The organism is Pseudomonas gregormendelii (assembly GCF_017114825.1).
Classification (GTDB): Bacteria; Pseudomonadota; Gammaproteobacteria; order Pseudomonadales; family Pseudomonadaceae; genus Aquipseudomonas; species Aquipseudomonas gregormendelii.
Map to the genome: position 1 here is coordinate 1 of NZ_JADEVO010000031.1, position 20,199 is coordinate 20,199.

Consider the following 20,199-nt stretch of genomic DNA (forward strand, 5'->3'; position numbering starts at 1 on the left):
ACACCTCTTTTTCAACTTCTTTTGCGCTTCGATGACCTGAAGCAGCTGACCGTCAAAACTGCGTAACTCATTGTTTACCAAGGAGTTTTCCGTTTCGACTGCGCCGGAAGTGGGGCGAATTATAGACCGTTACAATTCGCCGTCAAGCGCTTATTTCAGCTTTACTCGGATTTGAGCGTAATGCGCGCAAATGCCTTCTTGCCAGCCTGGCAAACGTGGGTTGCGCCCAGTACGTATATAAAGGTGCGATCAACCACTTCACCATCTATACGCACACCACCAGAATTGAGCAGGTCACGCGCCACTGCCGAATTCTTCACCAGGCCTGCCTTATTAAGGACGGCTGCGATCGGCATGTTTTCAGCTGCGGTCAATTCGATTTCAGGCAGGTCATCGGGCAACTCGCCCTCTTTCATCCGGTTGCCTGCAGCACGATGGGCATTGGCCGCCGCTTCTTCGCCGTGGAAACGCGCAACGATCTCCTCGGCCAGCTTGATCTTGATGTCACGCGGATTAGCGCCCGCTTCGACGTCGGCACGCAAGGCATTGATCTCATCCATCGAGCGGAAGCTGAGCAATTCGAAGTAGCGCCACATCAGCGCATCAGGAATCGAAACCAGCTTGCTGTACATCACACCCGGTGCTTCCTGGATACCCACGTAGTTGCCCAACGACTTGGACATCTTCTTCACGCCATCCAGACCTTCCAACAGCGGCATGGTCAGGATGCACTGAGGCTCCTGCCCATAACCCCGCTGCAGCTCACGCCCCATCAGCAGGTTGAACTTCTGATCGGTGCCGCCCAACTCCACGTCTGCGCGCAAGGCAACGGAGTCATAGCCCTGGACCAGCGGGTACAGGAACTCATGGATAGCGATTGGCTGGTTGGTGGTATAGCGCTTGTCGAAGTCATCGCGCTCAAGCATGCGAGCGACAGTGTATTGCGACGTCAGGCGAATGAAGTCCGCCGGCCCCATCTGATCCATCCAGGTGGAGTTGAACGCCACTTCGGTCTTGGCCGGATCGAGGATTTTGAACACCTGGGTCTTGTAGGTCTCGGCGTTGTCGAGAACCTGCTCGCGCGTCAGCGGCGGACGCGTGGCGCTCTTGCCGCTCGGATCGCCGATCATCCCGGTGAAGTCACCTATAAGGAAGATCACCTGATGCCCCAGCTCCTGGAACTGGCGCAGCTTGTTGATAAGCACCGTGTGACCCAGGTGCAAATCCGGCGCCGTCGGATCGAAGCCGGCCTTAATACGTAGCGGTTGGCCACGCTTGAGCTTTTCGATCAGCTCGGACTCGACCAACAGTTCTTCCGCACCACGTTTGATCAGCGCTAGCTGCTCTTCAACCGACTTCATAACAGACCCGCAAGGCTCGAATTCAAAGGGAACCAACCATACAAGATCACGGGTCAAATACAAAGTTTGGCCGGCGCAATGACGCCAATCCGCCGGCAGAGTGACCGCGGACTTGCTTCAAGGATGATTTGGTTATATTTTATACAGTTATTTCATCTTCATCATGTCATTCATCTTTTCCAATTCATCTTTTCCAATTCATCTTTTTCAAAGTCAAAAATTACCCATGACCAAAGAATCGTCTAAAGCGCCACCGCTTTACCCGAAGACCCATCTGCTCGCTGCAAGCGGTATCGCCGCCCTGCTGAGCCTGGCACTTCTGGTATTCCCTTCCAGTGATGTAGAAGCCAAAAAGACAACCCTGAGCCTTGAACTGGAAAGCCCTGCTGAACAACTGACACAAGATCAAGACGCCGCAGAAGCCGTTCAAGCCACAAATGAAACCGCCGCTTCGCCTTTCGCACAGATCGACAACAGCGCTGAACAGCCCCAGGAAACCGCTCAGGCCGAGCCAGCGCCTACGCCAGTGGTTGAAGAAAAGAAAGCCCCAACCCATCGGGAAGTGATAGTTGCCAAAGGGGACACGCTGTCCACCCTGTTCGAGAAAGTCGGCCTGCCCGCCACTTCCGTGCACGATGTACTGGCCAGCGACAAACAAGCCAAGCAGTTCAGCCAGCTCAAGCGCGGCCAGAAACTCGAATTCGAACTGAACCCGGACGGCCAGCTGGCCACGCTGCACAGCAAGGTCAGCGATCTCGAAACCATCACCCTGACCAGGAACGACAAGGGCTATGCCTTCAACCGCGTAACCGCCAAGACGAGTGTGCGCTCTGCCTACGCCCACGGCGTGATCAACAGCTCGCTGTCGCAGTCTGCCGCTCGCGCCGGCCTGTCCCACAGCCTGACCATGGACATGGCCAGCGTATTTGGCTACGACGTCGACTTCGCCCAGGATATTCGCCAGGGCGACGAGTTCGATGTGATCTACGAACAGAAAGTCGTCAACGGCAAGGCCGTGGGCAATGGCCCTATCCTCTCTGCGCGCTTCACCAACCGTGGCAAGACCTATACCGCTGTTCGCTACACCAACAAGCAAGGCAACAGCAGCTATTACACGGCTGACGGCAACAGCATGCGCAAGGCATTCATCCGTACACCGGTAGATTTCGCCCGCATCAGCTCCAAGTTTTCCATGGGCCGCAAGCACCCGATCCTGAACAAGATCCGTGCGCACAAGGGTGTCGACTACGCCGCCCCTCGCGGCACGCCGATCAAGGCCGCCGGTGACGGCAAGGTGTTGCTGGCCGGTCGTCGCGGCGGCTACGGCAACACGGTGATCATCCAGCACGGCAACACCTACCGTACGCTGTATGGCCACATGCAAGGCTTCGCCAAGGGCGTGAAGACCGGCGGTTCCGTCAAACAGGGCCAGGTCATCGGCTACATCGGCACCACCGGCCTCTCCACTGGCCCGCATTTGCACTACGAATTCCAGGTCAATGGCGTGCACGTCGATCCCCTGGGCCAGAAAGTCGCGATGGCAGACCCGATCTCCAAGGCCGAACGCGCACGCTTCCTGGCCCAGAGCCAGCCGCTGATGGCCCGCATGGACCAGGAAAAATCCACCATGCTGGCTTCGAAGCGCTAAGCCATGACGCTCTACATAGGCGTGATGTCTGGAACCAGCCTGGATGGCCTGGACATCGCGCTGGTGGAGCTGGACCCGGCGATCAATTTGATCGCCACCCACTACATCCCCATGCCCGACTCCTTGCGCTGTGAGCTGCTGGCATTGTGCGCCAGTGGCCCCGACGAAATAGCCCGCTCGGCAATTGCCCAGCAAAACTGGGTCAAGCTTGCGGCGCAGGGCATCGCCACCCTCCTCGCTGAACAGAACCTGCAGCCCGCAGATATCCGCGCGATCGGCAGTCACGGCCAGACCATTCGGCACGAACCGGCGCGGGGTTTCACGGTACAAATCGGCAACCCTGCCCTGCTCACCGAGCTGACCAACATCACCGTAGTCAGTGATTTCCGCAGCCGTGACGTAGCGGCTGGAGGTCAAGGTGCGCCGCTGGTTCCCGCTTTCCACGAAGCGCTGTTTGAAGAACAGCCTGGCAACCGCGCAGTCTTGAATGTCGGCGGCTTTAGTAATCTGAGCCTGATCGAACCCGGCAAAGCGGTATCGGGTTTCGATTGTGGCCCGGGAAATGTGCTGCTGGATGCCTGGATTCACCAGCAACGCGGCGATAATTACGATCGCGATGGCCAGTGGGCGGCCAGCGGCAAGGTTGAACCAGCGTTATTGCGGGCCTTGCTGAGCGATCCATTCTTCGTGACCCAAGGCCCGAAAAGTACCGGGCGCGAGGTGTTCAACCTGCCATGGCTGACACAGCATCTGTCCCGGCTGACGGCATTCGCTGCACAAGACGTGCAGGCAACGCTGCTGGAGCTCACGGCATTGACCATCGTCGAGTCGCTGCAACAGGCACAATCGGCGACTCGGGAACTGCTGGTCTGCGGAGGAGGCGCGCATAACCTCGCGTTGATGGCACGCTTGGCCAGCCTGCTGCCCGACGCAACAGTCAGTAGCACCGGCGCCTATGGCGTAGATCCTGACTGGGTCGAGGCCATGGCCTTCGCCTGGCTGGCTCACTGCTGCCTTGAAGGTATCGCAGCCAATCGCCCTAGCGTCACCGGCGCTCGCGGCTTGCGCGTGCTTGGCGCCATCTATCCCGCCTGAACATCCACCGAATCCCGCACAGCAAAACGCCGCACAACCCAATGGGAGTGTGCGGCGCTTGATTTGGAATAGACGTGCGATCAGATCGAGAACGAAGAACCGCAACCACAGGTGGTCGAAGCGTTCGGATTCTTGATCACGAAGCGCGACCCTTCCAGCCCTTCCTGATAGTCGACCTCGGCACCCGCCAGGTACTGGAAACTCATAGGGTCCACAACCAGGCTGACACCTTCGCGCTCGACGATGGTGTCGTCATCGGCCACTTCTTCATCGAAGGTGAAGCCGTACTGAAAACCTGAACAACCGCCGCCCGTAACAAATACGCGCAGCTTCAAGCGATCATTCCCCTCTTCATCGACCAGGCTCTTCACCTTGTGCGCAGCACCGTGGGTAAATTGCAAAGCCGTGGGGGTGAAGGATTCGACGCTCATGCTAACTATCTCCCGGCGTTACGCCGCCATAATGCGTGATGACGGGCATTATCCGCTTCTCCTAGAAAATTGGTCAACTATTGTTACGGTATATCAATCACACCTATTGTCAGACCAGAATGCAAAAAGGCCCGCTTAACGGGCCTTTTTGCCGATCAAGGTAAGGCGTTACGGCAGCATGCCTGCGTGGGACAGCCCCAGGCGCTCATCGAGGCCGAACAGGATATTGAGGTTCTGCACGGCCTGACCGGAGGCGCCCTTCACCAGATTGTCGATGACCGACAACACCACGACCAGATCACCATCCTGCGGACGATGCACCGCAATACGGCAGACATTTGCGCCGCGCACGCTGCGGGTTTCCGGGTGGCTGCCAGCGGGCATTACATCGACGAACGGTTCGTTGGCGTAGCGCTTTTCGAACAATGTCTGCAGGTCGACGGAGCGATCGACAACCGTTGCGTACAGCGTCGAGTGAATACCGCGAATCATTGGCGTGAGGTGCGGAACGAAGGTCAGACCGACATCCTTGCCCGAGGCACGACGCAGGCCCTGGCGAATTTCCGGCAAATGACGGTGACCTTTGACGGCGTAAGCCTTCATGCTTTCCGACGTCTCGGAGTACAGCGAACCGACTGCAGCCCCACGACCGGCTCCGCTGACGCCGGACTTGCAGTCGGCGATCAGGCGAGAGGTGTCGGCCAGACCGGCTTCGAGCAGCGGCAGGAAACCCAATTGCGTAGCGGTTGGATAGCAACCCGGCACCGCAATCAGGCGCGCCTGCTTGATTTGCTCACGGTTAACTTCAGGCAGACCGTATACCGCCTCCTCAAGCAATTGCGGGGCACCGTGAGGCTGGCCGTACCACTTGGCCCACTCATCTGCGTCCTGCAAGCGGAAGTCTGCGGACAGGTCGATGACCTTGGTCCCCGCCGCCAGCAACTCGCCAGCAAGGGCGTGCGCGACACCGTGGGGTGTGGCAAAAAACACCACGTCGCAGGCACCCAGGGTCTTGATGTCCGGAACGCTGAAGGCCAGGCCGTCGTAATGACCGCGCAGGTTGGGATACATATCAGCCACGGCCAGACCGGCCTCGGATCGGGAAGTGATCACTGCCACTTCAGCTTGCGGATGCTGTGCCAACAGACGCAGCAGTTCGACACCGGTGTAACCCGTGCCGCCGACGATACCGACCTTGACCATAAACCTGCCCTCAACGAACCCACTGGAAAGCCGACGATAATAGGGCCCGTATCGTTCTGCGACAACCGGCAAGGTGACGTGCGGGCGCTCAAGCCTCTACTATTCGGGCTACCGTGAACCTGGGAATAACTAAAATGCTTTATCTGTGGCTCAAAGCGCTTCATATCGTCAGCATGGTCTGCTGGTTTGCCGGCCTTTTCTACTTGCCGCGCCTGTTCGTGTATCACGCGCAAAGCGAGGACACCGTCAGCAAGGAACGCTTCAGCCTGATGGAACGCAAGCTGTACCGCGGCATCATGGGCCCGGCGATGATCGCCACGCTGGTCTTCGGTGTCGCCCTGATCTACCTCAACCCCAGCATCTTCACCCAGGGCGCCTGGATTCACGCCAAGCTAACGCTGGTCGTGTTGCTGATTGGCTACCACCATATGTGCGGCGCTCAGGTGAAACGTTTTGCCCGTGGCGAAAACACCCGCAGCCATGTCTTCTTTCGCTGGTTCAATGAAGTGCCGGTTCTGTTATTGCTGGCTATCGTAATTCTGGTCGTGGTTCGGCCGTTCTAAACTCAACAGACACAACTCACCGGGGTACTTCCAATGTCGCTGCCCGCTTTGCTCGAACAACGTCTGCGCCTGCCTGTAGTGGCGGCGCCGATGTTCCTGATCTCCAACCCGCAATTGGTGCTGGCCTGCTGCAGAAATGGCGTGGTTGGGAGTTTTCCAGCACTGAACCAGCGCGAAAGCAGCGGCTTCAAGGCGTGGCTGGAAGAGATCGAAGCGGGTCTGGCGGTTCTGGACAACCCGGCGCCTTACGCAGTAAATCTCATCGTCCACAACAGCAACCCCAGACTGCAGGCGGATCTGCACATTTGCGTCGAGCATAAAGTGCCGATCGTGATTACCAGCCTGGGCGCAGTCAAGGAGTTGGTAGACGCGGTTCACAGCTATGGCGGCCTGGTGTTTCACGACGTGACGACTCGTCGCCATGCCGAGAAAGCTGCCGAGGCTGGAGTGGATGGCCTGATCGCGGTAGCGGCCGGCGCCGGGGGCCATGCCGGAACATGGAGCCCGTTCTCGCTCATTGCCGAGATCCGTCAATTCTTCGACAAGACGCTGCTACTGGCTGGCTGCCTGAACCACGGCCACGAGATCCTCGCCGCGCAACTGCTGGGGGCTGATCTCGCCTATTTCGGTACACGGTTTATCGGTACGACCGAAAGCCATGCGCCTGAAGCCTATAAACAAATGCTGCTGGACTCCCGGGCGGCGGATATCGTCCATACTCCAGCCGTGTCGGGTGTGCCGGCCAGTTTCATGCGCCAGAGCCTGGAAGCGGCCGGATTCGATACCGCGGCTTTGCAAGGGAAGGGCGAAGTGAACTTCGGTGCCAAACTGAAGCCGATCAGCGACGAAGCCAAGGCGTGGAAGACGGTGTGGTCCGCGGGCCAGGGCGTTGGTGAAATCGACGACCTGCCAAGCGTGGATGAACTGGTGGCACGCCTTGATGCCGAATACCGCAAGGCGCTGGAACTGGCCTCGACGCTGCCCAAACGCTGGCCGCGATGAGCCCCTACCCGCCTCCTCAATGACCACTCGCGACAAGGATGCCTCGCAATGAGCGAAAACCGTTTCAAGATCATGTTCGACGGCGCTCTGCTGCCAGGCGTTGACATCACCACCGCCAAGCTCAACCTTGCCGAGCTGTTCAAGAGCGATGTGGCTGCCATCGAACGGCTATTCAGCGGCCGGCCGGTTGCGCTCAAACGCGACCTGTCGCACTCCGATGCCCAGACCTATCTTCAGGCACTGGCAAAAACCGGCATTGATGCACGGATCGAAAGTGAACCTTCGATCGAGCTGAACCTGTCTGACGTCCCTGAACCCGCCCCTGTGGCAGCCTTCGTCCAGGATCCGCAATCGCCTTACGCGCCCCCGTACGCAGCAGTTGGTGAAACGGTGACGGGGTTCGCCCCACTCAAACCGTTCAGCTTCCAGGGTCGTATCGGTCGCTTGCGCTTTCTCGCCTGGACGATGGTCCTGACGTTGGTGACACTTGGCCTGGGCAGCGTATTGGCGCTCATGGGCCTGGCCGTCTTGAGTTCGGACTCGAGCGGCGGCCTGATTCTCGCCGGTCTGCTGGCTTTCATCCTGATCGCCGCGCTCGGGTTCGTCAGCATTCAGTTCAGCGTCCAGCGCCTGCATGACATTGGTTGGTCGGGCTGGCTATGGCTGCTGAACCTGGTGCCTTTTGTTGGCAGCTTCTTTCCCTTTGTCATGATGATCATGCCGGGCAACAGTGTCGCCAACCGCTATGGTGCTCCGCCTCCGCCCAACAGCAATGCCGTCAAAGTCCTGTCTTGCTTGTGGGTGGTATTTATTGCCCTGGTTTTCATTGGCGGCCTGGCCGGTGGTCTCTCGGCCATTCAGGATGAGTACCAGAGCGCGACCCAAAGCGCTTATGAAAGTGACTCCATCAGCCCTTCCGAAATCGAAGATCAAACCGCGGTGGAAACAGAGCCGGTGCCGAATTCAGCTGACGATGCAGCCGAAGAAGCCCAGCCACCTGTAGACTCTGCGAAAGAATGAACAGCACTCCCCGCCGGTGACACCTGCGTCGCGGGCGCGGAGCTGTTGCGATGGAGAACTGCATGACCCGTTACGCTCTGATCACTGGTGCCTCCAGCGGTATCGGCCTGGCGATGGCCGAAGCGCTGGCCCGGCGCGGCCGTAGCCTGCTCCTGGTGGCCCGACAGCGTGATCAGCTGGAAAGCATTGCCATTGAACTGACTCAACGTTTTGGCGTGGAGGTGCTTTTTCGCGCCTGCGACCTGGGCGAACCCTTGCGGCTGTCCGGTTTCCTGCTGGAGCTTGAAGAAGGCGACCGGCAGATCGACCTGCTGGTGAACTGCGCCGGTATTGGCACCTGCGGCCCGTTCCTCGCACAGGACTGGATGACCGAGCAGGACCTGATCGAAGTGAACATCCTGGCGATGACTCGCCTGTGTCATGCCATCGGCAATAGCATGGCGCTGCACGGTGGCGGGCAAATCCTCAACGTGGCATCGGTCGCAGCCTTCCACCCAGGTCCCTGGATGAGCACCTATTACGCCAGCAAAGCCTACGTACTGAATTTCTCCGAAGGGTTGCGCGTAGAACTGAAGAAGTGTGCGATCAAGGTTTCGGTGCTTTGCCCTGGCCCTACCCGTACCGGATTTTTCCGCACGGCCCAACTGAACACCGACAAGCTGAACAACACCCGGCTGACAATGAGCCCCGAAGAAGTCGCGCTCTATACCGTTCGCGCCCTGGAAAAAAATCGCGCGATCATCATCCCGGGGCGACGCAACCGCTGGCGGGCGTTCCTGCCGCGCCTGGGTTCACGCTGGCTCAACCGGACAATCGCGGGCATGGTCAACAAGGCCTATTGCCCGCGCTGATACCCTGCAAGGTAAAACCCTGGGCCCGGGCCAGCTCCGTGGGTACACTCAGGCCAGACCAAACAACGGAGAAAACAGCTGTGGATACTCTGTTCACCAAGATCATCAACCGGGAGATCCCGGCCAGGATCATTTACGAAGACGACCAGGTTCTGGCCTTCCACGACATCGCGCCACAGGCACCGGTGCATTTCCTGGTGATCCCGAAGAAGCCGGTGCGCACCCTCAACGACCTCACCGAGGAAGACAAAACGCTGGCCGGGCACATCCTCTTCACCGCCCAGCGCCTGGCACTGGAACTGGGTTGCGAGAAGGGTTTTCGTGTCGTGATGAACTGCAATGAAGATGGCGGGCAGACCGTCTATCACATCCATATGCACGTACTGGGTCAACGGCAGATGACCTGGCCACCGGGCTAAGACATACCGCGACCTGTGTGTAGGAGCTGCCGAAGGCTCGGGCCGCGTTCGGACGATCTTTTGATCTTCTAGGTATCAAAAACAAGATCAAAAGATCGCAGCCTTCGGCAGCTCCTACATAAGCGTATAAAACATCACCGCGTGGCAAATGACCCAACGCAAACCTTCCCCGGCCGATTCGGTTAAACTGGTAGCCGAGATTCTTCCCGGAGGTCAGCATGACTACCCAACGTCACTACTCGCCCATTGACCGTCTACTGCTGCAAGCCGATGCTGCCATGCGTACCCTGCTGCCCTTCAGTGGCCAGCCGTACCGCCCATCGCCCGCTATCGTGCAACCGGATGTGCAGATGAGCGACGAAGACACCCGGCATGTCGCCGGCCTGATGCGCATCAACCATACCGGCGAAGTCTGCGCCCAGGCGCTGTACCAAGGCCAGGCCCTGACCGCCAAGCTGCCGCACGTGCGCGCTGCCATGGAACATGCTGCAGAAGAAGAGATCGATCACCTGGTCTGGTGCGAACAACGCATCCACCAGTTGGGGAGCCACACCAGCATTCTCAACCCGCTGTTCTACGGCATGTCGTTCGGTATTGGCGCAGTGGCCGGTTTGATCAGCGACAAGGTTAGCCTGGGCTTCGTTGCCGCCACCGAACACCAGGTGTGCAAACACCTGAACGAACACCTTGAGCAGTTGCCGGCCGAGGACGAAAAGTCCCGGGCGATATTGCAGCAGATGCGCACTGATGAAGAACACCACGCGGAAAGCGCGCTGGATGCGGGCGGGTTTCGTTTTCCGGCGCCGGTGAAGTTCGGGATGAGCTTGTTGGCCAAGGTGATGACCAAGAGCACCTACCGGATCTGATCTGATCTGATCTGATCTGATCTGATCTGATCTGATCTGTGGGAGCAAGGCTTGCCCGCGATGGCATTCTCCGGATCGCCATCGCGGGCAAGCCTTGCTCCCACAAGAGCGCTGCATCAGCCAGAGGTGTGCGGAAACCATAAAAAAGGCGACTACCGTGAGGAAGTCGCCTTTTTTGTACCCGTAAATCTTAGGTCGGCATGTTGCGCGCGTAGAAGATTTCCAGCATTTCGTGCTTCACACGGTCGGTCACCCGGGCGCGTTGCTCAGAGGACAGGCTGTTGGTGGCATCGCCGAACAGGTAGTTATCCAGTTCGAAGTTCTTCAACAGCATTTTGGTGTGGAACAGGTTTTCCTGGTACACGTTCACGTCGGTCATCTGGTAACTGGCGCGGGTGTCTTCGGAGAGGTAGTTCTGGATCGAGTTGATCTCGTGGTCGATGAAGTGCTTCTTGCCCTCAACGTCACGGGTGAAACCGCGCACACGATAATCCACGGTCACGATGTCCGAATCGAACTGGTGAATCAGGAAATTGAGCGCTTTAAGCGGTGAAATGACGCCACAGGTCGATACGTCAATGTCTACACGGAACGTTGCAATACCGTCATCCGGATGGATTTCCGGGTAGGTGTGCACCGTGATGTGGCTCTTGTCGAGGTGGGCCAGGATAATTTCAGGCAACGGCCCCGGAGACTCTTCGATCTGGCTGTCGGTCGGGGTGACCGGCTCTTCCGAGATCAGAATCGTGACGCTGGCACCCTGGGGTTCATAGTCCTGACTGGCAATGTTCAGGATGTTGGCACCAATGATATCGACAACTTCAGTGAGGATCTGCGTCAGGCGCTTGGCGTTGTACTCTTTATTGATGTACTCGACGTAAGCCTGTTGGTCTTGCGGGGTTTCCGCGTAGCAGATGTCATAGATGTTGAAGCTCAAGGTCTTTGTCAGGTTATTGAACCCGTGGAGCTTGAGTTTGCTTTTCACCGTTAAAAACTCTCTATGTATTGCGGCCCGGGCCGCGTGATCAAGCATGCCCGTCAGATGCGAACAACGCAGCTGCGTAGGACGGTTAACACCTCTTCGCGATGGCGATTTTGGTTGTCTGTTCGGGTGAGTGGCCTGTCGGCAGACGGTCCACGACCCTGAAAAAAGTGGCGCATTATGCAGACGTCAGCTTGGGATCGCCAGAGTCTGCACTGCATTTATGATAGTTGAATGTCGATTCAACCGAGTTCGATGATTTCGTAGTCGTGGGTGATGGCCACGCCCGCCGCCCCAAGCATGATCGAAGCCGAGCAATATTTCTCCGCTGACAGCTCGATGGCACGCTTGACCTGAGCCTCTTTGAGCCCGCGGCCCTTGACCACGAAATGCATGTGGATCTTGGTGAATACCTTTGGATCTTCATTCGCGCGCTCGGCCTCGAGGAAGGCTTCGCAGCTTTCGACAGCCTGGCGCGACTTCTTGAGAATGCTGACGACGTCGAAATTGCTGCAACCGCCGACGCCCAGAAGGAGCATTTCCATCGGCCGGACACCCAGATTACGGCCGCCGGCATCGGGAGGACCGTCCATGACCACGACATGACCGCTGCCGGATTCGCCGAGGAACATGGCTTCGCCAGCCCATTGGATGCGTGCCTTCATCGCCCAGACTCCACTACATAAAAAAGGGTCGCCAGCTTAGCACAGGGCCCATGGTTGGCAGCGTTCACCTGTGCAGGACATAACCACTCGCCCCAGGCAAAATCTCGAAAACTGCAGAAAGTGTCTGTTATGCTGGCGCCAAATCGCTGGCGCCTTGCCAGACCTGAAGCGAACAACAAGATCGTCCGATCGCGGCCTGAACTGTCGTCAGCTCGTGCAAATAAATCCAACTTACTGCGCAGTCTTTTCGGGATACAACCATGGTTGCTATTGCCCCCACCCCCAAGATCAAGAACCTCGACAAGCTGCTCATGCATTGCCAGCGCCGTCGGTATCAGGCCAAGAGCAACATCATTTGTGCCGGCGACCGCTCCGACACCCTGTTCTTCATCATCAAGGGCTCGGTCACGATCCTGATCGAAGACGATGATGGCCGCGAGATGATCATCGCGTACCTGAACTCCGGGGACTTTTTCGGTGAGCTGGGCCTGTTCGAACAGGCCGGCCAGGAGCAGCAACGCAGCGCCTGGGTGCGGGCGAAGATTGAATGCGAAGTCGCGGAGATCAGCTATGCGAAATTTCGCGAATTATCCCTGCAGGACCCAGACATTCTTTACGTGCTCAGCGGACAGATCGCCCAGCGCCTGCGCAATACCACCCGCAAAGTCGGTGACCTGGCCTTCTTCGACGTGACGGGCCGCGTCGCGCGCTGCCTGCTGGAACTGTGCAAGCAACCCGACGCCATGACTCATCCCGACGGGATGCAGATCAAGGTGACCCGTCAGGAAATCGGGCGGATTGTCGGGTGTTCCCGGGAGATGGTCGGTCGCGTGCTCAAGGATCTGGAAGAGCGCAACCTGGTAAACGTCAAAGGCAAGACCATGGTGATCTTCGGCACGCGTTAACCGCCGAACATCTGCTTGAGCATTTGCCGGTAGAGTTGGTCCAGTCGCATCAACGCTTGCGGTGCGGCGAATTTCTCATGCAACGCAATGTGGCTTTCGGCGCGTACTCGCTGCTCCAGGCCACAGGCTTGATTAAAACGATTGACCGCAGCCACCATGGATTCGCGCTGGTTATCGAGCAGCAAGGCCCCATGCACCAGGCCGACCGGCCGCGTACCACCCATGCTTTGCCGCCAGCGTTGAGCGGTGCCAACCATTTTCCGACCGTCCAGGTTGACGTTGAAGCGACCATCACAGAATGCACCTTCCACTTCACCGATGGACGACGCCCCGCCCAACTCATCCAGCAGCTGACAGATAGGATCGCAGAGGCGGCGATAGGCTGTTTCGATACGATTCTGGTCACCCTCGCTGCGCGGTGGAGCATAAACCAACGCAATGGTGATCGTGGCAGCGGACTGCGGCACGGGCTCGCCGCCGGTTTCACGCAACAAGACTGGCCAACCGGCGGCAGCGGAAACTTCGCAGGCGGATTCGAACTGAGGCAGGCGATTGAGACGACGCGGCATGACCAGCGCCTGATCATTGGGCTGCCAAAACAGCAGGCCGAATTCCGATTCACCGGTGCAGACCTGCGCAAGCAGTTCCTGTTCGGCGAGCAAGCCGGCTTCTACAGAATGAGAGATTGGCTGGGGCATGGATGACTCAGCAAGACATGACATCTGTGGGGTTCTTGATGGCCTCTTCGCGGGCAAGCCCGCTCCCACAGGGATTGGGTTGCCTACGAAAATGCACTCAGTCGAGGGTAGAACCGCTGACTGCAGTACCACGCTCGGGGAAAAACAGACGCTGCAGTTCAGTACCCGGGCTTTCCGCGCGCATGAACGCTTCACCCACGAGGAACGCGTAGACGTCGCTGATTTCCATCAGCTCCACATCGGCACGGTTGAGAATGCCGCTTTCGGTAATCACCAAACGATCCCGCGGAATTCGCGGCAACAGATCCAGGGTAATCTCCAGGCTCACGTCGAAGGTATGCAGGTTGCGGTTGTTGATGCCCACCAGCGGAGTGTCGAGGGTTTTCAAGGCCCGCTCCAGCTCGTCTCCATCGTGAACTTCCACCAGCACGTCCAGGCCAACACCTTTGGCGACAGACGCCAGCTCGGCCATTTTCACGTCGTCCAGGGCGGAAACGATCAACAGCACACAGTCGGCGCCCAATGCCCGGGCTTCGACGATCTGGTAAGGATCGATCATGAAGTCCTTGCGGATCACCGGCAGTTTGCACGCCGCTCGCGCCTGCTGCAGGTAAGCGTCGGCACCCTGGAAGTAATCGATATCAGTGAGTACCGACAGGCAGGTGGCGCCGCCCTTTTCGTAACTTCTGGCGATATCGGCAGGTACGAAGTGCTCGCGGATCACACCTTTGCTGGGTGAGGCTTTCTTGATTTCAGCGATGACGGCAGGCTGCTTCGACTTGGCCTGGGCGATCAATGCGTTGGCAAAACCACGGGGGGCATCGGCCGCCTTGGCCAGGCTTTCCAGCTCGGCCAGACTCACACGAGCACTGCGCTCGGCGACTTCCTGGACTTTACGCGCCAGAATGTTTTCCAGAACCGTCGGTACACTCATCCTTCATTCTCCACTCTGAATACCGCGGTAAATGCACCCAGCTCCTCAAGCTTTTCCCGAGCAAGACCTGTGTGCAGCGCATCGTGCGCCAGGGCAACGCCCTCTTTCAAACTGGTGGCATGGTCGGCGGCGTACAACGCCGCACCGGCGTTGAGCACAATCATCTCGGCCGCTTTCTGACCGTTCTCGGTCTTGCGCTTGCCCAGGGCATCGCGAATCAGCTCCAGCGATGCCGCCGGACTCTCGACAGCCAGGCCGTGCAGGCTCTGGCTCTTCATGCCCAGGTCTTCAGGCTCTACCCAATACTCTGTGATCTGGTCGTTCTTCAATTCCGCAACGAAAGTCGGCGCGGCAAGACTGAATTCATCCAGGCCATCCTTGGAATGCACCACCAGCACGTGCTTGCTGCCAAGCCGCTGCAAGACTTCGGCCAAGGGACGGCACAACGCCTGGCTGAACACACCCACTACCTGATGTTTGACACCGGCCGGATTCGTAAGCGGGCCGAGCATGTTGAACATCGTGCGCAAGCCCAGCTCGCGGCGCGGGCCGGCGGCGTGCTTCATGGCACTGTGGTGGGTCTGGGCAAACATGAAGCCGATGCCGACGTTATCGATGCAGCGCGCCACCTGGACCGGCGTCAGGTTCAAGTAGATGCCAGCAGCCTCCAGCAGGTCCGCGCTGCCGCTTTTGCCAGACACCGCACGGTTACCGTGCTTGGCGACGGTGCAGCCGGCGGCCGCGACTACAAACGAAGACGCGGTCGACACGTTAAAGATGTTGGCACCGTCACCGCCGGTACCCACCACGTCGACCACACCGTCAAGGGTCTTGAGTTCGACCTTGTCCGCCAGCTCGCGCATGGCCGACACCGCGCCGACGATCTCGTCGATGCTCTCACTTTTCATGCGCATGGCCATCATGAATGCGCCGATCTGCGCATCCGTGCATTGTCCGGTCATGATTTCGCGCATCACATCGCGCATCTCGTCCGTGCTCAGGTCGAGTTGGCCGACGATACGACTCAGGGCTGTCTTGATATCCATGGAAAGTCCTTAGCGCGTGCCGCCGGTTTGTTTGAGGAAGTTGGCGAACAGTTCGTGGCCCTGCTCGGTGAGGATCGACTCGGGGTGAAACTGCACCCCCTCGATGTTCAGCGTCTTGTGGCGCAAGCCCATGATTTCGTCGACCGAGCCATCTTCCAGCTGAGTCCAGGCCGTCAGCTCCAGACAGTCGGGGAGGGTTTCGCGCTTGACGATCAGCGAGTGATAACGAGTGACCGTCAGCGGTCGATTCAGGCCGGCGAATACGCCCTTGTCCTCGTGGAATACCGGGCTAGTCTTACCGTGCATGACCTGGCGCGCGCGAACCACGTCACCACCAAAGGCCTGGCCGATGGATTGATGCCCGAGGCACACGCCCAGGATCGGCAGCTTGCCGGCGAAATGCTTGATGGCTTCGATGGAAATGCCGGCTTCGGTCGGTGTGCAAGGACCGGGGGACACCACGATGCGCTCAGGGTTGAGGGCTTCGATTTCGGCAATGGTGAGCTCATCGTTGCGCACGACTTTGACCTGGGAGCCGAGCTCACCAAGGTACTGCACAACGTTGTAGGTAAAGGAGTCGTAGTTATCGATCATCAGCAACATGGCGCTGGGAACCTCTTGAATTCACTGATTTTTGAACATGACCTTCAGATGATTACCCGCAGGGCGCTGCGCTTTGTCGGGTGCTGGAGTGGCGCCAGCAAAGCGGCAGGTAAAACGGGCAACGAAGGTAAATCGGTACAGGTCCGGCGAGGCCGGCAAAGAATTCAGGCGCGCCAACGCCAGCGGGCGTGTGCCTTGATGACTTGATCCAGGAGTTTGCTGATGATCAACACGGGGAAGGTCTCATTCATACGTCTTGGCACAGTAACTTAGCTGGGCGGAGCGTGCAATATCGCGGTGACGCCCGCAGGCGAATCATTAGAAGGGATCGCGACGGATGGCGAAAGGCCGGTTTTTTTTGGTACTGTCGTTTCGTTCACTACAACAATAAATAAACGGACTTGCTCATGATCAAACAGACGCTGTTTGTACCGCTCGCCGGATGCTTGCTCGCAATGGCCTGCACCCAAGCGATCGCCGCTCCAAACCCATACTCCAATTTTGTCGTGTTCGGCGACAGCCTCAACGATGCCGGGACCTTTACCGATTCAGGCGGGCCGGCAGGTGCGACCCAGCGCTACACCAACCGGACGGGGCCGGTTTATCAGGATGGCAGCGGCGAGTCGCGCTCGCTCAACTCTACCCAATTGCTGGGTGGCCGACTCGGGTTCTCTGCCGACGAAACCGCAGCGTCGACTTCGGCCGTGCGGGCCAACCAGGGTTTGGCGGATGGTAACAACTGGGCGGTCGGCGGCTACCGCACCGACCAGATCCTTGACTCGATCACCACCCAGTCCGCTACAGGGGAGCGCACCCGGGTCGGTTATCTGCCGTCGAACAATTTCCAGGCCGACCCAAACGCGCTGTACTACCTCTCGGGAGGTGGTAACGACTTCCTTCAGGGGCGCATCCTCAGCCCCGCCGAGGCGAACGCTGCCGCAGACCGCCTGGCCGACAGCGTGCAAGTGCTGCAGACCGCCGGCGCGAAATACGTGATGGTCTGGTTGCTGCCGGACATCGGCCTGACGCCGGCCATCAATAGCACCGGCCTGCAAACGGCCGCCACCCAGCTCAGCAATCAGTTCAACCTGCAGCTGGTGCAGCGCCTGCAGGGCATCAACGCCGAAATCATCCCGCTGAACATTCCCCTGCTGCTGCAGGAGAGCTTTGCAGATCCGGGACGTTTCGGCCTGGCGACTGACCAGAACCTGACGGCAACCTGCTTCAGTGGCAATGGCTGCACGGAAAACGCTACCTATGGCATCAACAGTGCCACGCCAGACCCGACCAAGCTGATCTACAACGATGGGGTCCATCCGACCGAAGCCGGGCAAAAGCTGATCGCCGATTACGCCTATTCCCTGCTCGCCGCGCCATGGGAGCTGACGCTGCTGCCGGAAATGGCCCACGCCACCTTGCGCGCGCATCAGGACGAACTGCGCAGCCAATGGCAATCGGACTGGGAAGACTGGCAAGCGGTCGGGCAATGGCGAGCCATTGTTGCCGGGGGAGGCCAGCATCTTGACCTCGACAGCCAGAGCAGCGGCGCCAGCGCCGACGGCAGCGGTTACAACCTGAATGTGGGCGGCAGCTACCGGCTCAACGACGCCTGGCGCGTAGGTGTCGCCGCAGGTTTCTACCGGCAGAACCTGGATGCCGGCAATAACGACTCGGACTACAAGCTCAATAGCTACCTGGCTACAGCATTTGCCCAGTTCCAGCAGAACCGCTGGTGGGCGGATGCTGCGCTGACAGCTGGAAAGCTGGACTACGACAATCTCAAGCGCAAGTTCGACCTGGGCGCCAGCGAAGGTGCCGAGAAAGGCGATACTGACGGGCATTTGTGGGCATTCAGCACGCGCATTGGCTACGACATTGCCCAACCAGGCAGCGAGTGGCACCTGTCACCGTTTGTCAGCGCCGATTACGCCAAGGTGGAAGTCGACGGGTACTCGGAGAATAGCAATCGCGCAACCGCGTTGAGTTTTGATGACCAGACCCGTAACTCGAAACGCCTGGGCGTTGGCCTGCAGGGCAAGTACCAGATCACCTCGCAAACCCGGGTGTTTGGTGAGTATGCCTACGAGCGCGAGTACGAGGACGATGTGCAGAAGATCAACATCGCCCTCAATAGCTTGCCGGCCAATGATTTCACCCTGCAAGGCTATACCCCGCAGAGTCATTTGAACCGGGTGAACCTGGGGGTGAGTCACAACCTCACCAAAGACCTCGCACTGCGCGCGAGCTACATCATTCGCAAGGATGACGACTTTACCCAACAAGGCGTAAACCTGGGTGTGGCGCTGGATTTCTGATCGGCTGATCGACAGGTGAAAAAAAACGGCGCCCTCACAGGCGCCGCTTTTTTTGGGGGTGCCCCCCTTTGTGTCAACTCATGCGTCCGGGGTTTGCTCGGCCAGCGCCACCGCGCGGAACATGGCGCGTCGCTTGTTCAATGTTTCTTCCCATTCCAGGGCCGGCACCGAGTCGGCAACGATCCCGCCACCGGCCTGCACGTGGAGCTCGCCATTCTTGATCACCGCCGTGCGGATCGCGATGGCGGTGTCCATGTTACCGTTCCAGGCAAAATAACCCACCGCTCCACCGTAGACTCCGCGTTTGACCGGCTCCAGCTCGTCGATGATTTCCATCGCACGAATCTTCGGTGCACCCGACAAGGTGCCAGCCGGCAGAATTGCCCGCAGCGCGTCCATCGCGGTCAGCCCGGCTTTCAATTGCCCGGTGACGTTGGAAACGATATGCATCACGTTGGAATAACGCTCGATGACCATCTTCTCGGTGAGTTTCACCGAGCCGATTTCCGATACGCGACCGGTGTCATTACGTCCCAGGTCGATGAGCATCAAGTGCTCGGCGATTTCCTTGTCGTCGGACAGCAGGTCTTGCTCCAGCGCCAGGTCCGCTTCTTCGTTGGCGCCCCGTGGACGGGTGCCGGCGATCGGGCGCACGGTGATCAGGTTGTCTTCGACCCGCACCAACACTTCCGGCGAACTGCCAACGACGTGGAAATCACCGAAGTTGAAGAAGTACATGTAGGGCGTCGGGTTGAAGCAGCGCAGTGCCCGGTACAGATCAATCGGTGCCGCCTTGAAGTCGATCGACATGCGCTGGGAAGGTACGACCTGCATGCAATCACCAGCGAGGATGTATTCCTTGATGGTGTCGACGGCTTTTTCGTAATCGTCCTGGGTGAAGCTGGAGCGGAACACCGGGTCCGCCGCTTGCTGCTTGCTGAAGTCCAGGCCACGGCGCGGAGTGATTGGCTGGCGCAGTTGCTCCAGCAACTCCTGCAGCCGTGCCTGTCCCTGCTCGAATGCACCTTCCTGAGCTGGATCAGCCAGGACAATGGCGTGCATCTTGCCGGCCAGGTTGTCGAAAACCACCACCGCATCCGAGACCATCAGCAGGATATCCGGCACGCCCAGCGGGTCCGGGTTCGGGCACTTGCCCAGGCGTTTCTCGACATAGCGCACGCAGTCATAACCGAAGTAACCCACCAGGCCGCCATTGAAGCGTGGCAAACCAGCAATGGTCGGCACGTTATAGCGCGCCTTGAATTCTTCGACGAAGGCCAGCGGGTCTTCCGTCTCGTGGGTTTCGATTTCGACTCCATCGTGGGTCACGCTGACGTGGTGATCATGCACCCGCAACACCGTGCGGCACGGCAGGCCGATGATCGAATAACGGCCCCACTTTTCCCCGCCCTGTACCGATTCGAGCAAGTAGGAGTTCGGCTGGTCGGCCAGTTTCAGATAGATCGACAGCGGCGTATCGAAGTCGGCCAGGGTTTCGCAGGCCAGGGGAATGCGGTTATAGCCGGCAGCGGCCAAACGCAGGAATTCTTCGCGGATCATGGGGTAGCCTCGTGGCTTGAGGTGCTAACAGT

The 20,199-nt window shown here is 58.8% G+C and carries 20 protein-coding genes; 10 read left to right on the forward strand and 10 right to left on the reverse strand.

Annotated features, from left to right (window positions below):
• Positions 1–161: 161 nt before the first annotated feature.
• The gene (gene tyrS / locus IMW75_RS19715) at positions 162–1,361 is read right to left on the reverse strand and encodes a tyrosine--tRNA ligase (protein WP_205893509.1); all 1,200 of its coding nucleotides are present in this window, start codon (positions 1,359–1,361) and stop codon (positions 162–164) included.
• 226 nt (positions 1,362–1,587) lie between these two features.
• Here tyrS and IMW75_RS19720 point away from each other — a divergent pair, with 226 nt between their 5' ends.
• Both IMW75_RS19720 and IMW75_RS19725 read left to right on the forward strand, forming a co-directional pair.
• On the forward strand, positions 1,588–3,009 hold the full coding sequence (locus IMW75_RS19720; protein ID WP_205893510.1) for a peptidoglycan DD-metalloendopeptidase family protein: 1,422 nt from the start codon (positions 1,588–1,590) through the stop codon (positions 3,007–3,009).
• A gap of 3 nt (positions 3,010–3,012) precedes the next feature.
• The gene (locus IMW75_RS19725) at positions 3,013–4,104 is read left to right on the forward strand and encodes an anhydro-N-acetylmuramic acid kinase (RefSeq protein WP_205893511.1); all 1,092 of its coding nucleotides are present in this window, start codon (positions 3,013–3,015) and stop codon (positions 4,102–4,104) included.
• A gap of 80 nt (positions 4,105–4,184) precedes the next feature.
• Here the strand turns inward: IMW75_RS19725 and erpA are convergent, their stop codons facing one another.
• Complete coding sequence (gene erpA / locus IMW75_RS19730) at positions 4,185–4,535, reverse strand: iron-sulfur cluster insertion protein ErpA (protein ID WP_007947969.1); 351 nt, start codon at positions 4,533–4,535, stop codon at positions 4,185–4,187.
• 168 nt (positions 4,536–4,703) lie between these two features.
• Complete coding sequence (gene argC / locus IMW75_RS19735; protein ID WP_205893512.1) at positions 4,704–5,738, reverse strand: N-acetyl-gamma-glutamyl-phosphate reductase; 1,035 nt, start codon at positions 5,736–5,738, stop codon at positions 4,704–4,706.
• Between the two features lie 134 nt (positions 5,739–5,872).
• Here argC and hemJ point away from each other — a divergent pair, with 134 nt between their 5' ends.
• The 6 genes from hemJ to coq7 all read left to right on the forward strand — a co-directional run bounded on the left by hemJ (position 5,873) and on the right by coq7 (position 10,459).
• Positions 5,873–6,301 carry a protoporphyrinogen oxidase HemJ gene (gene hemJ, locus IMW75_RS19740; RefSeq protein WP_045059998.1) on the forward strand — a complete coding sequence of 143 codons (429 nt, stop codon included), beginning with the start codon at positions 5,873–5,875 and terminating at the stop codon, positions 6,299–6,301.
• 33 nt (positions 6,302–6,334) lie between these two features.
• Positions 6,335–7,303: an NAD(P)H-dependent flavin oxidoreductase gene (locus tag IMW75_RS19745; RefSeq protein ID WP_045059997.1), complete on the forward strand. Its 969-nt coding sequence runs from the start codon at positions 6,335–6,337 to the stop codon at positions 7,301–7,303.
• Positions 7,304–7,351: 48 nt separating this feature from the next.
• Positions 7,352–8,323 carry a DUF805 domain-containing protein gene (locus IMW75_RS19750; RefSeq protein WP_205893513.1) on the forward strand — a complete coding sequence of 324 codons (972 nt, stop codon included), beginning with the start codon at positions 7,352–7,354 and terminating at the stop codon, positions 8,321–8,323.
• A gap of 62 nt (positions 8,324–8,385) precedes the next feature.
• Positions 8,386–9,174, forward strand: coding sequence for an SDR family NAD(P)-dependent oxidoreductase (locus IMW75_RS19755; RefSeq protein WP_045059995.1), 789 nt, complete (start codon positions 8,386–8,388; stop codon positions 9,172–9,174).
• Between the two features lie 80 nt (positions 9,175–9,254).
• Positions 9,255–9,593, forward strand: coding sequence for a histidine triad nucleotide-binding protein (locus IMW75_RS19760; protein WP_045059994.1), 339 nt, complete (start codon positions 9,255–9,257; stop codon positions 9,591–9,593).
• Between the two features lie 218 nt (positions 9,594–9,811).
• Entirely contained in the window at positions 9,812–10,459 is a 648-nt protein-coding gene (gene coq7 / locus IMW75_RS19765; RefSeq protein WP_045059993.1) for a 2-polyprenyl-3-methyl-6-methoxy-1,4-benzoquinone monooxygenase, read from the forward strand.
• Between the two features lie 190 nt (positions 10,460–10,649).
• Here coq7 and speD read toward each other — a convergent pair whose 3' ends face one another.
• Together speD and IMW75_RS19775 are read right to left on the reverse strand one after the other, a co-directional pair.
• A complete protein-coding gene (gene speD, locus IMW75_RS19770) occupies positions 10,650–11,444 on the reverse strand; it encodes an adenosylmethionine decarboxylase (RefSeq protein ID WP_045059992.1) in 795 nt (264 codons plus the stop codon).
• Positions 11,445–11,683: 239 nt separating this feature from the next.
• Positions 11,684–12,106, reverse strand: coding sequence for an OsmC family protein (locus IMW75_RS19775; RefSeq protein WP_045059991.1), 423 nt, complete (start codon positions 12,104–12,106; stop codon positions 11,684–11,686).
• A 260-nt stretch (positions 12,107–12,366) separates the two neighbouring features.
• On the opposite strand from IMW75_RS19775, the gene crp reads away from it, so the two are divergent.
• On the forward strand, positions 12,367–13,011 hold the full coding sequence (crp, locus tag IMW75_RS19780; RefSeq protein ID WP_045059990.1) for a cAMP-activated global transcriptional regulator CRP: 645 nt from the start codon (positions 12,367–12,369) through the stop codon (positions 13,009–13,011).
• Here the strand turns inward: crp and IMW75_RS19785 are convergent.
• The 4 genes from IMW75_RS19785 to IMW75_RS19800 all read right to left on the reverse strand — a co-directional run bounded on the left by IMW75_RS19785 (position 13,008) and on the right by IMW75_RS19800 (position 16,292).
• Positions 13,008–13,709, reverse strand: coding sequence for a lipoate--protein ligase family protein (locus IMW75_RS19785; RefSeq protein WP_205893514.1), 702 nt, complete (start codon positions 13,707–13,709; stop codon positions 13,008–13,010). The two genes, crp and IMW75_RS19785, sit on opposite strands and share 4 nt — an antisense overlap.
• 97 nt (positions 13,710–13,806) lie before the next feature.
• Positions 13,807–14,643, reverse strand: coding sequence for an indole-3-glycerol phosphate synthase TrpC (trpC, locus tag IMW75_RS19790; RefSeq protein WP_045059988.1), 837 nt, complete (start codon positions 14,641–14,643; stop codon positions 13,807–13,809).
• On the reverse strand, positions 14,640–15,689 hold the full coding sequence (trpD, locus tag IMW75_RS19795; protein WP_045059987.1) for an anthranilate phosphoribosyltransferase: 1,050 nt from the start codon (positions 15,687–15,689) through the stop codon (positions 14,640–14,642). Before trpD ends, trpC begins: the two co-directional genes overlap by 4 nt.
• A gap of 9 nt (positions 15,690–15,698) precedes the next feature.
• A complete protein-coding gene (locus tag IMW75_RS19800) occupies positions 15,699–16,292 on the reverse strand; it encodes an aminodeoxychorismate/anthranilate synthase component II (RefSeq protein WP_007980194.1) in 594 nt (197 codons plus the stop codon).
• 407 nt (positions 16,293–16,699) lie between these two features.
• Between IMW75_RS19800 and estP the strand changes: the two genes are divergently transcribed.
• Positions 16,700–18,607, forward strand: coding sequence for an esterase EstP (estP, locus tag IMW75_RS19805; RefSeq protein ID WP_205893515.1), 1,908 nt, complete (start codon positions 16,700–16,702; stop codon positions 18,605–18,607).
• A 78-nt stretch (positions 18,608–18,685) separates the two neighbouring features.
• On the opposite strand, the gene trpE is transcribed toward estP, so the two are convergent.
• Entirely contained in the window at positions 18,686–20,167 is a 1,482-nt protein-coding gene (gene trpE, locus IMW75_RS19810; RefSeq protein ID WP_045059985.1) for an anthranilate synthase component I, read from the reverse strand.
• Between the last annotated feature and the right edge of the window lie 32 nt (positions 20,168–20,199).

Coding starts and splice junctions, on each gene's coding strand:
- tyrS (WP_205893509.1), bottom strand. CDS start 1,361: ATGAAGTCGGTTGAAGAGCAGCTAGCGCTGATCAAACGTGGTGCGGAA.
- IMW75_RS19720 (WP_205893510.1), top strand. CDS start 1,588: ATGACCAAAGAATCGTCTAAAGCGCCACCGCTTTACCCGAAGACCCAT.
- IMW75_RS19725 (WP_205893511.1), top strand. CDS start 3,013: ATGACGCTCTACATAGGCGTGATGTCTGGAACCAGCCTGGATGGCCTG.
- erpA (WP_007947969.1), bottom strand. CDS start 4,535: ATGAGCGTCGAATCCTTCACCCCCACGGCTTTGCAATTTACCCACGGT.
- argC (WP_205893512.1), bottom strand. CDS start 5,738: ATGGTCAAGGTCGGTATCGTCGGCGGCACGGGTTACACCGGTGTCGAA.
- hemJ (WP_045059998.1), top strand. CDS start 5,873: ATGCTTTATCTGTGGCTCAAAGCGCTTCATATCGTCAGCATGGTCTGC.
- IMW75_RS19745 (WP_045059997.1), top strand. CDS start 6,335: ATGTCGCTGCCCGCTTTGCTCGAACAACGTCTGCGCCTGCCTGTAGTG.
- IMW75_RS19750 (WP_205893513.1), top strand. CDS start 7,352: ATGAGCGAAAACCGTTTCAAGATCATGTTCGACGGCGCTCTGCTGCCA.
- IMW75_RS19755 (WP_045059995.1), top strand. CDS start 8,386: ATGACCCGTTACGCTCTGATCACTGGTGCCTCCAGCGGTATCGGCCTG.
- coq7 (WP_045059993.1), top strand. CDS start 9,812: ATGACTACCCAACGTCACTACTCGCCCATTGACCGTCTACTGCTGCAA.
- IMW75_RS19775 (WP_045059991.1), bottom strand. CDS start 12,106: ATGAAGGCACGCATCCAATGGGCTGGCGAAGCCATGTTCCTCGGCGAA.
- crp (WP_045059990.1), top strand. CDS start 12,367: ATGGTTGCTATTGCCCCCACCCCCAAGATCAAGAACCTCGACAAGCTG.
- IMW75_RS19785 (WP_205893514.1), bottom strand. CDS start 13,709: ATGCCCCAGCCAATCTCTCATTCTGTAGAAGCCGGCTTGCTCGCCGAA.
- trpC (WP_045059988.1), bottom strand. CDS start 14,643: ATGAGTGTACCGACGGTTCTGGAAAACATTCTGGCGCGTAAAGTCCAG.
- trpD (WP_045059987.1), bottom strand. CDS start 15,689: ATGGATATCAAGACAGCCCTGAGTCGTATCGTCGGCCAACTCGACCTG.
- IMW75_RS19800 (WP_007980194.1), bottom strand. CDS start 16,292: ATGTTGCTGATGATCGATAACTACGACTCCTTTACCTACAACGTTGTG.
- estP (WP_205893515.1), top strand. CDS start 16,700: ATGATCAAACAGACGCTGTTTGTACCGCTCGCCGGATGCTTGCTCGCA.
- trpE (WP_045059985.1), bottom strand. CDS start 20,167: ATGATCCGCGAAGAATTCCTGCGTTTGGCCGCTGCCGGCTATAACCGC.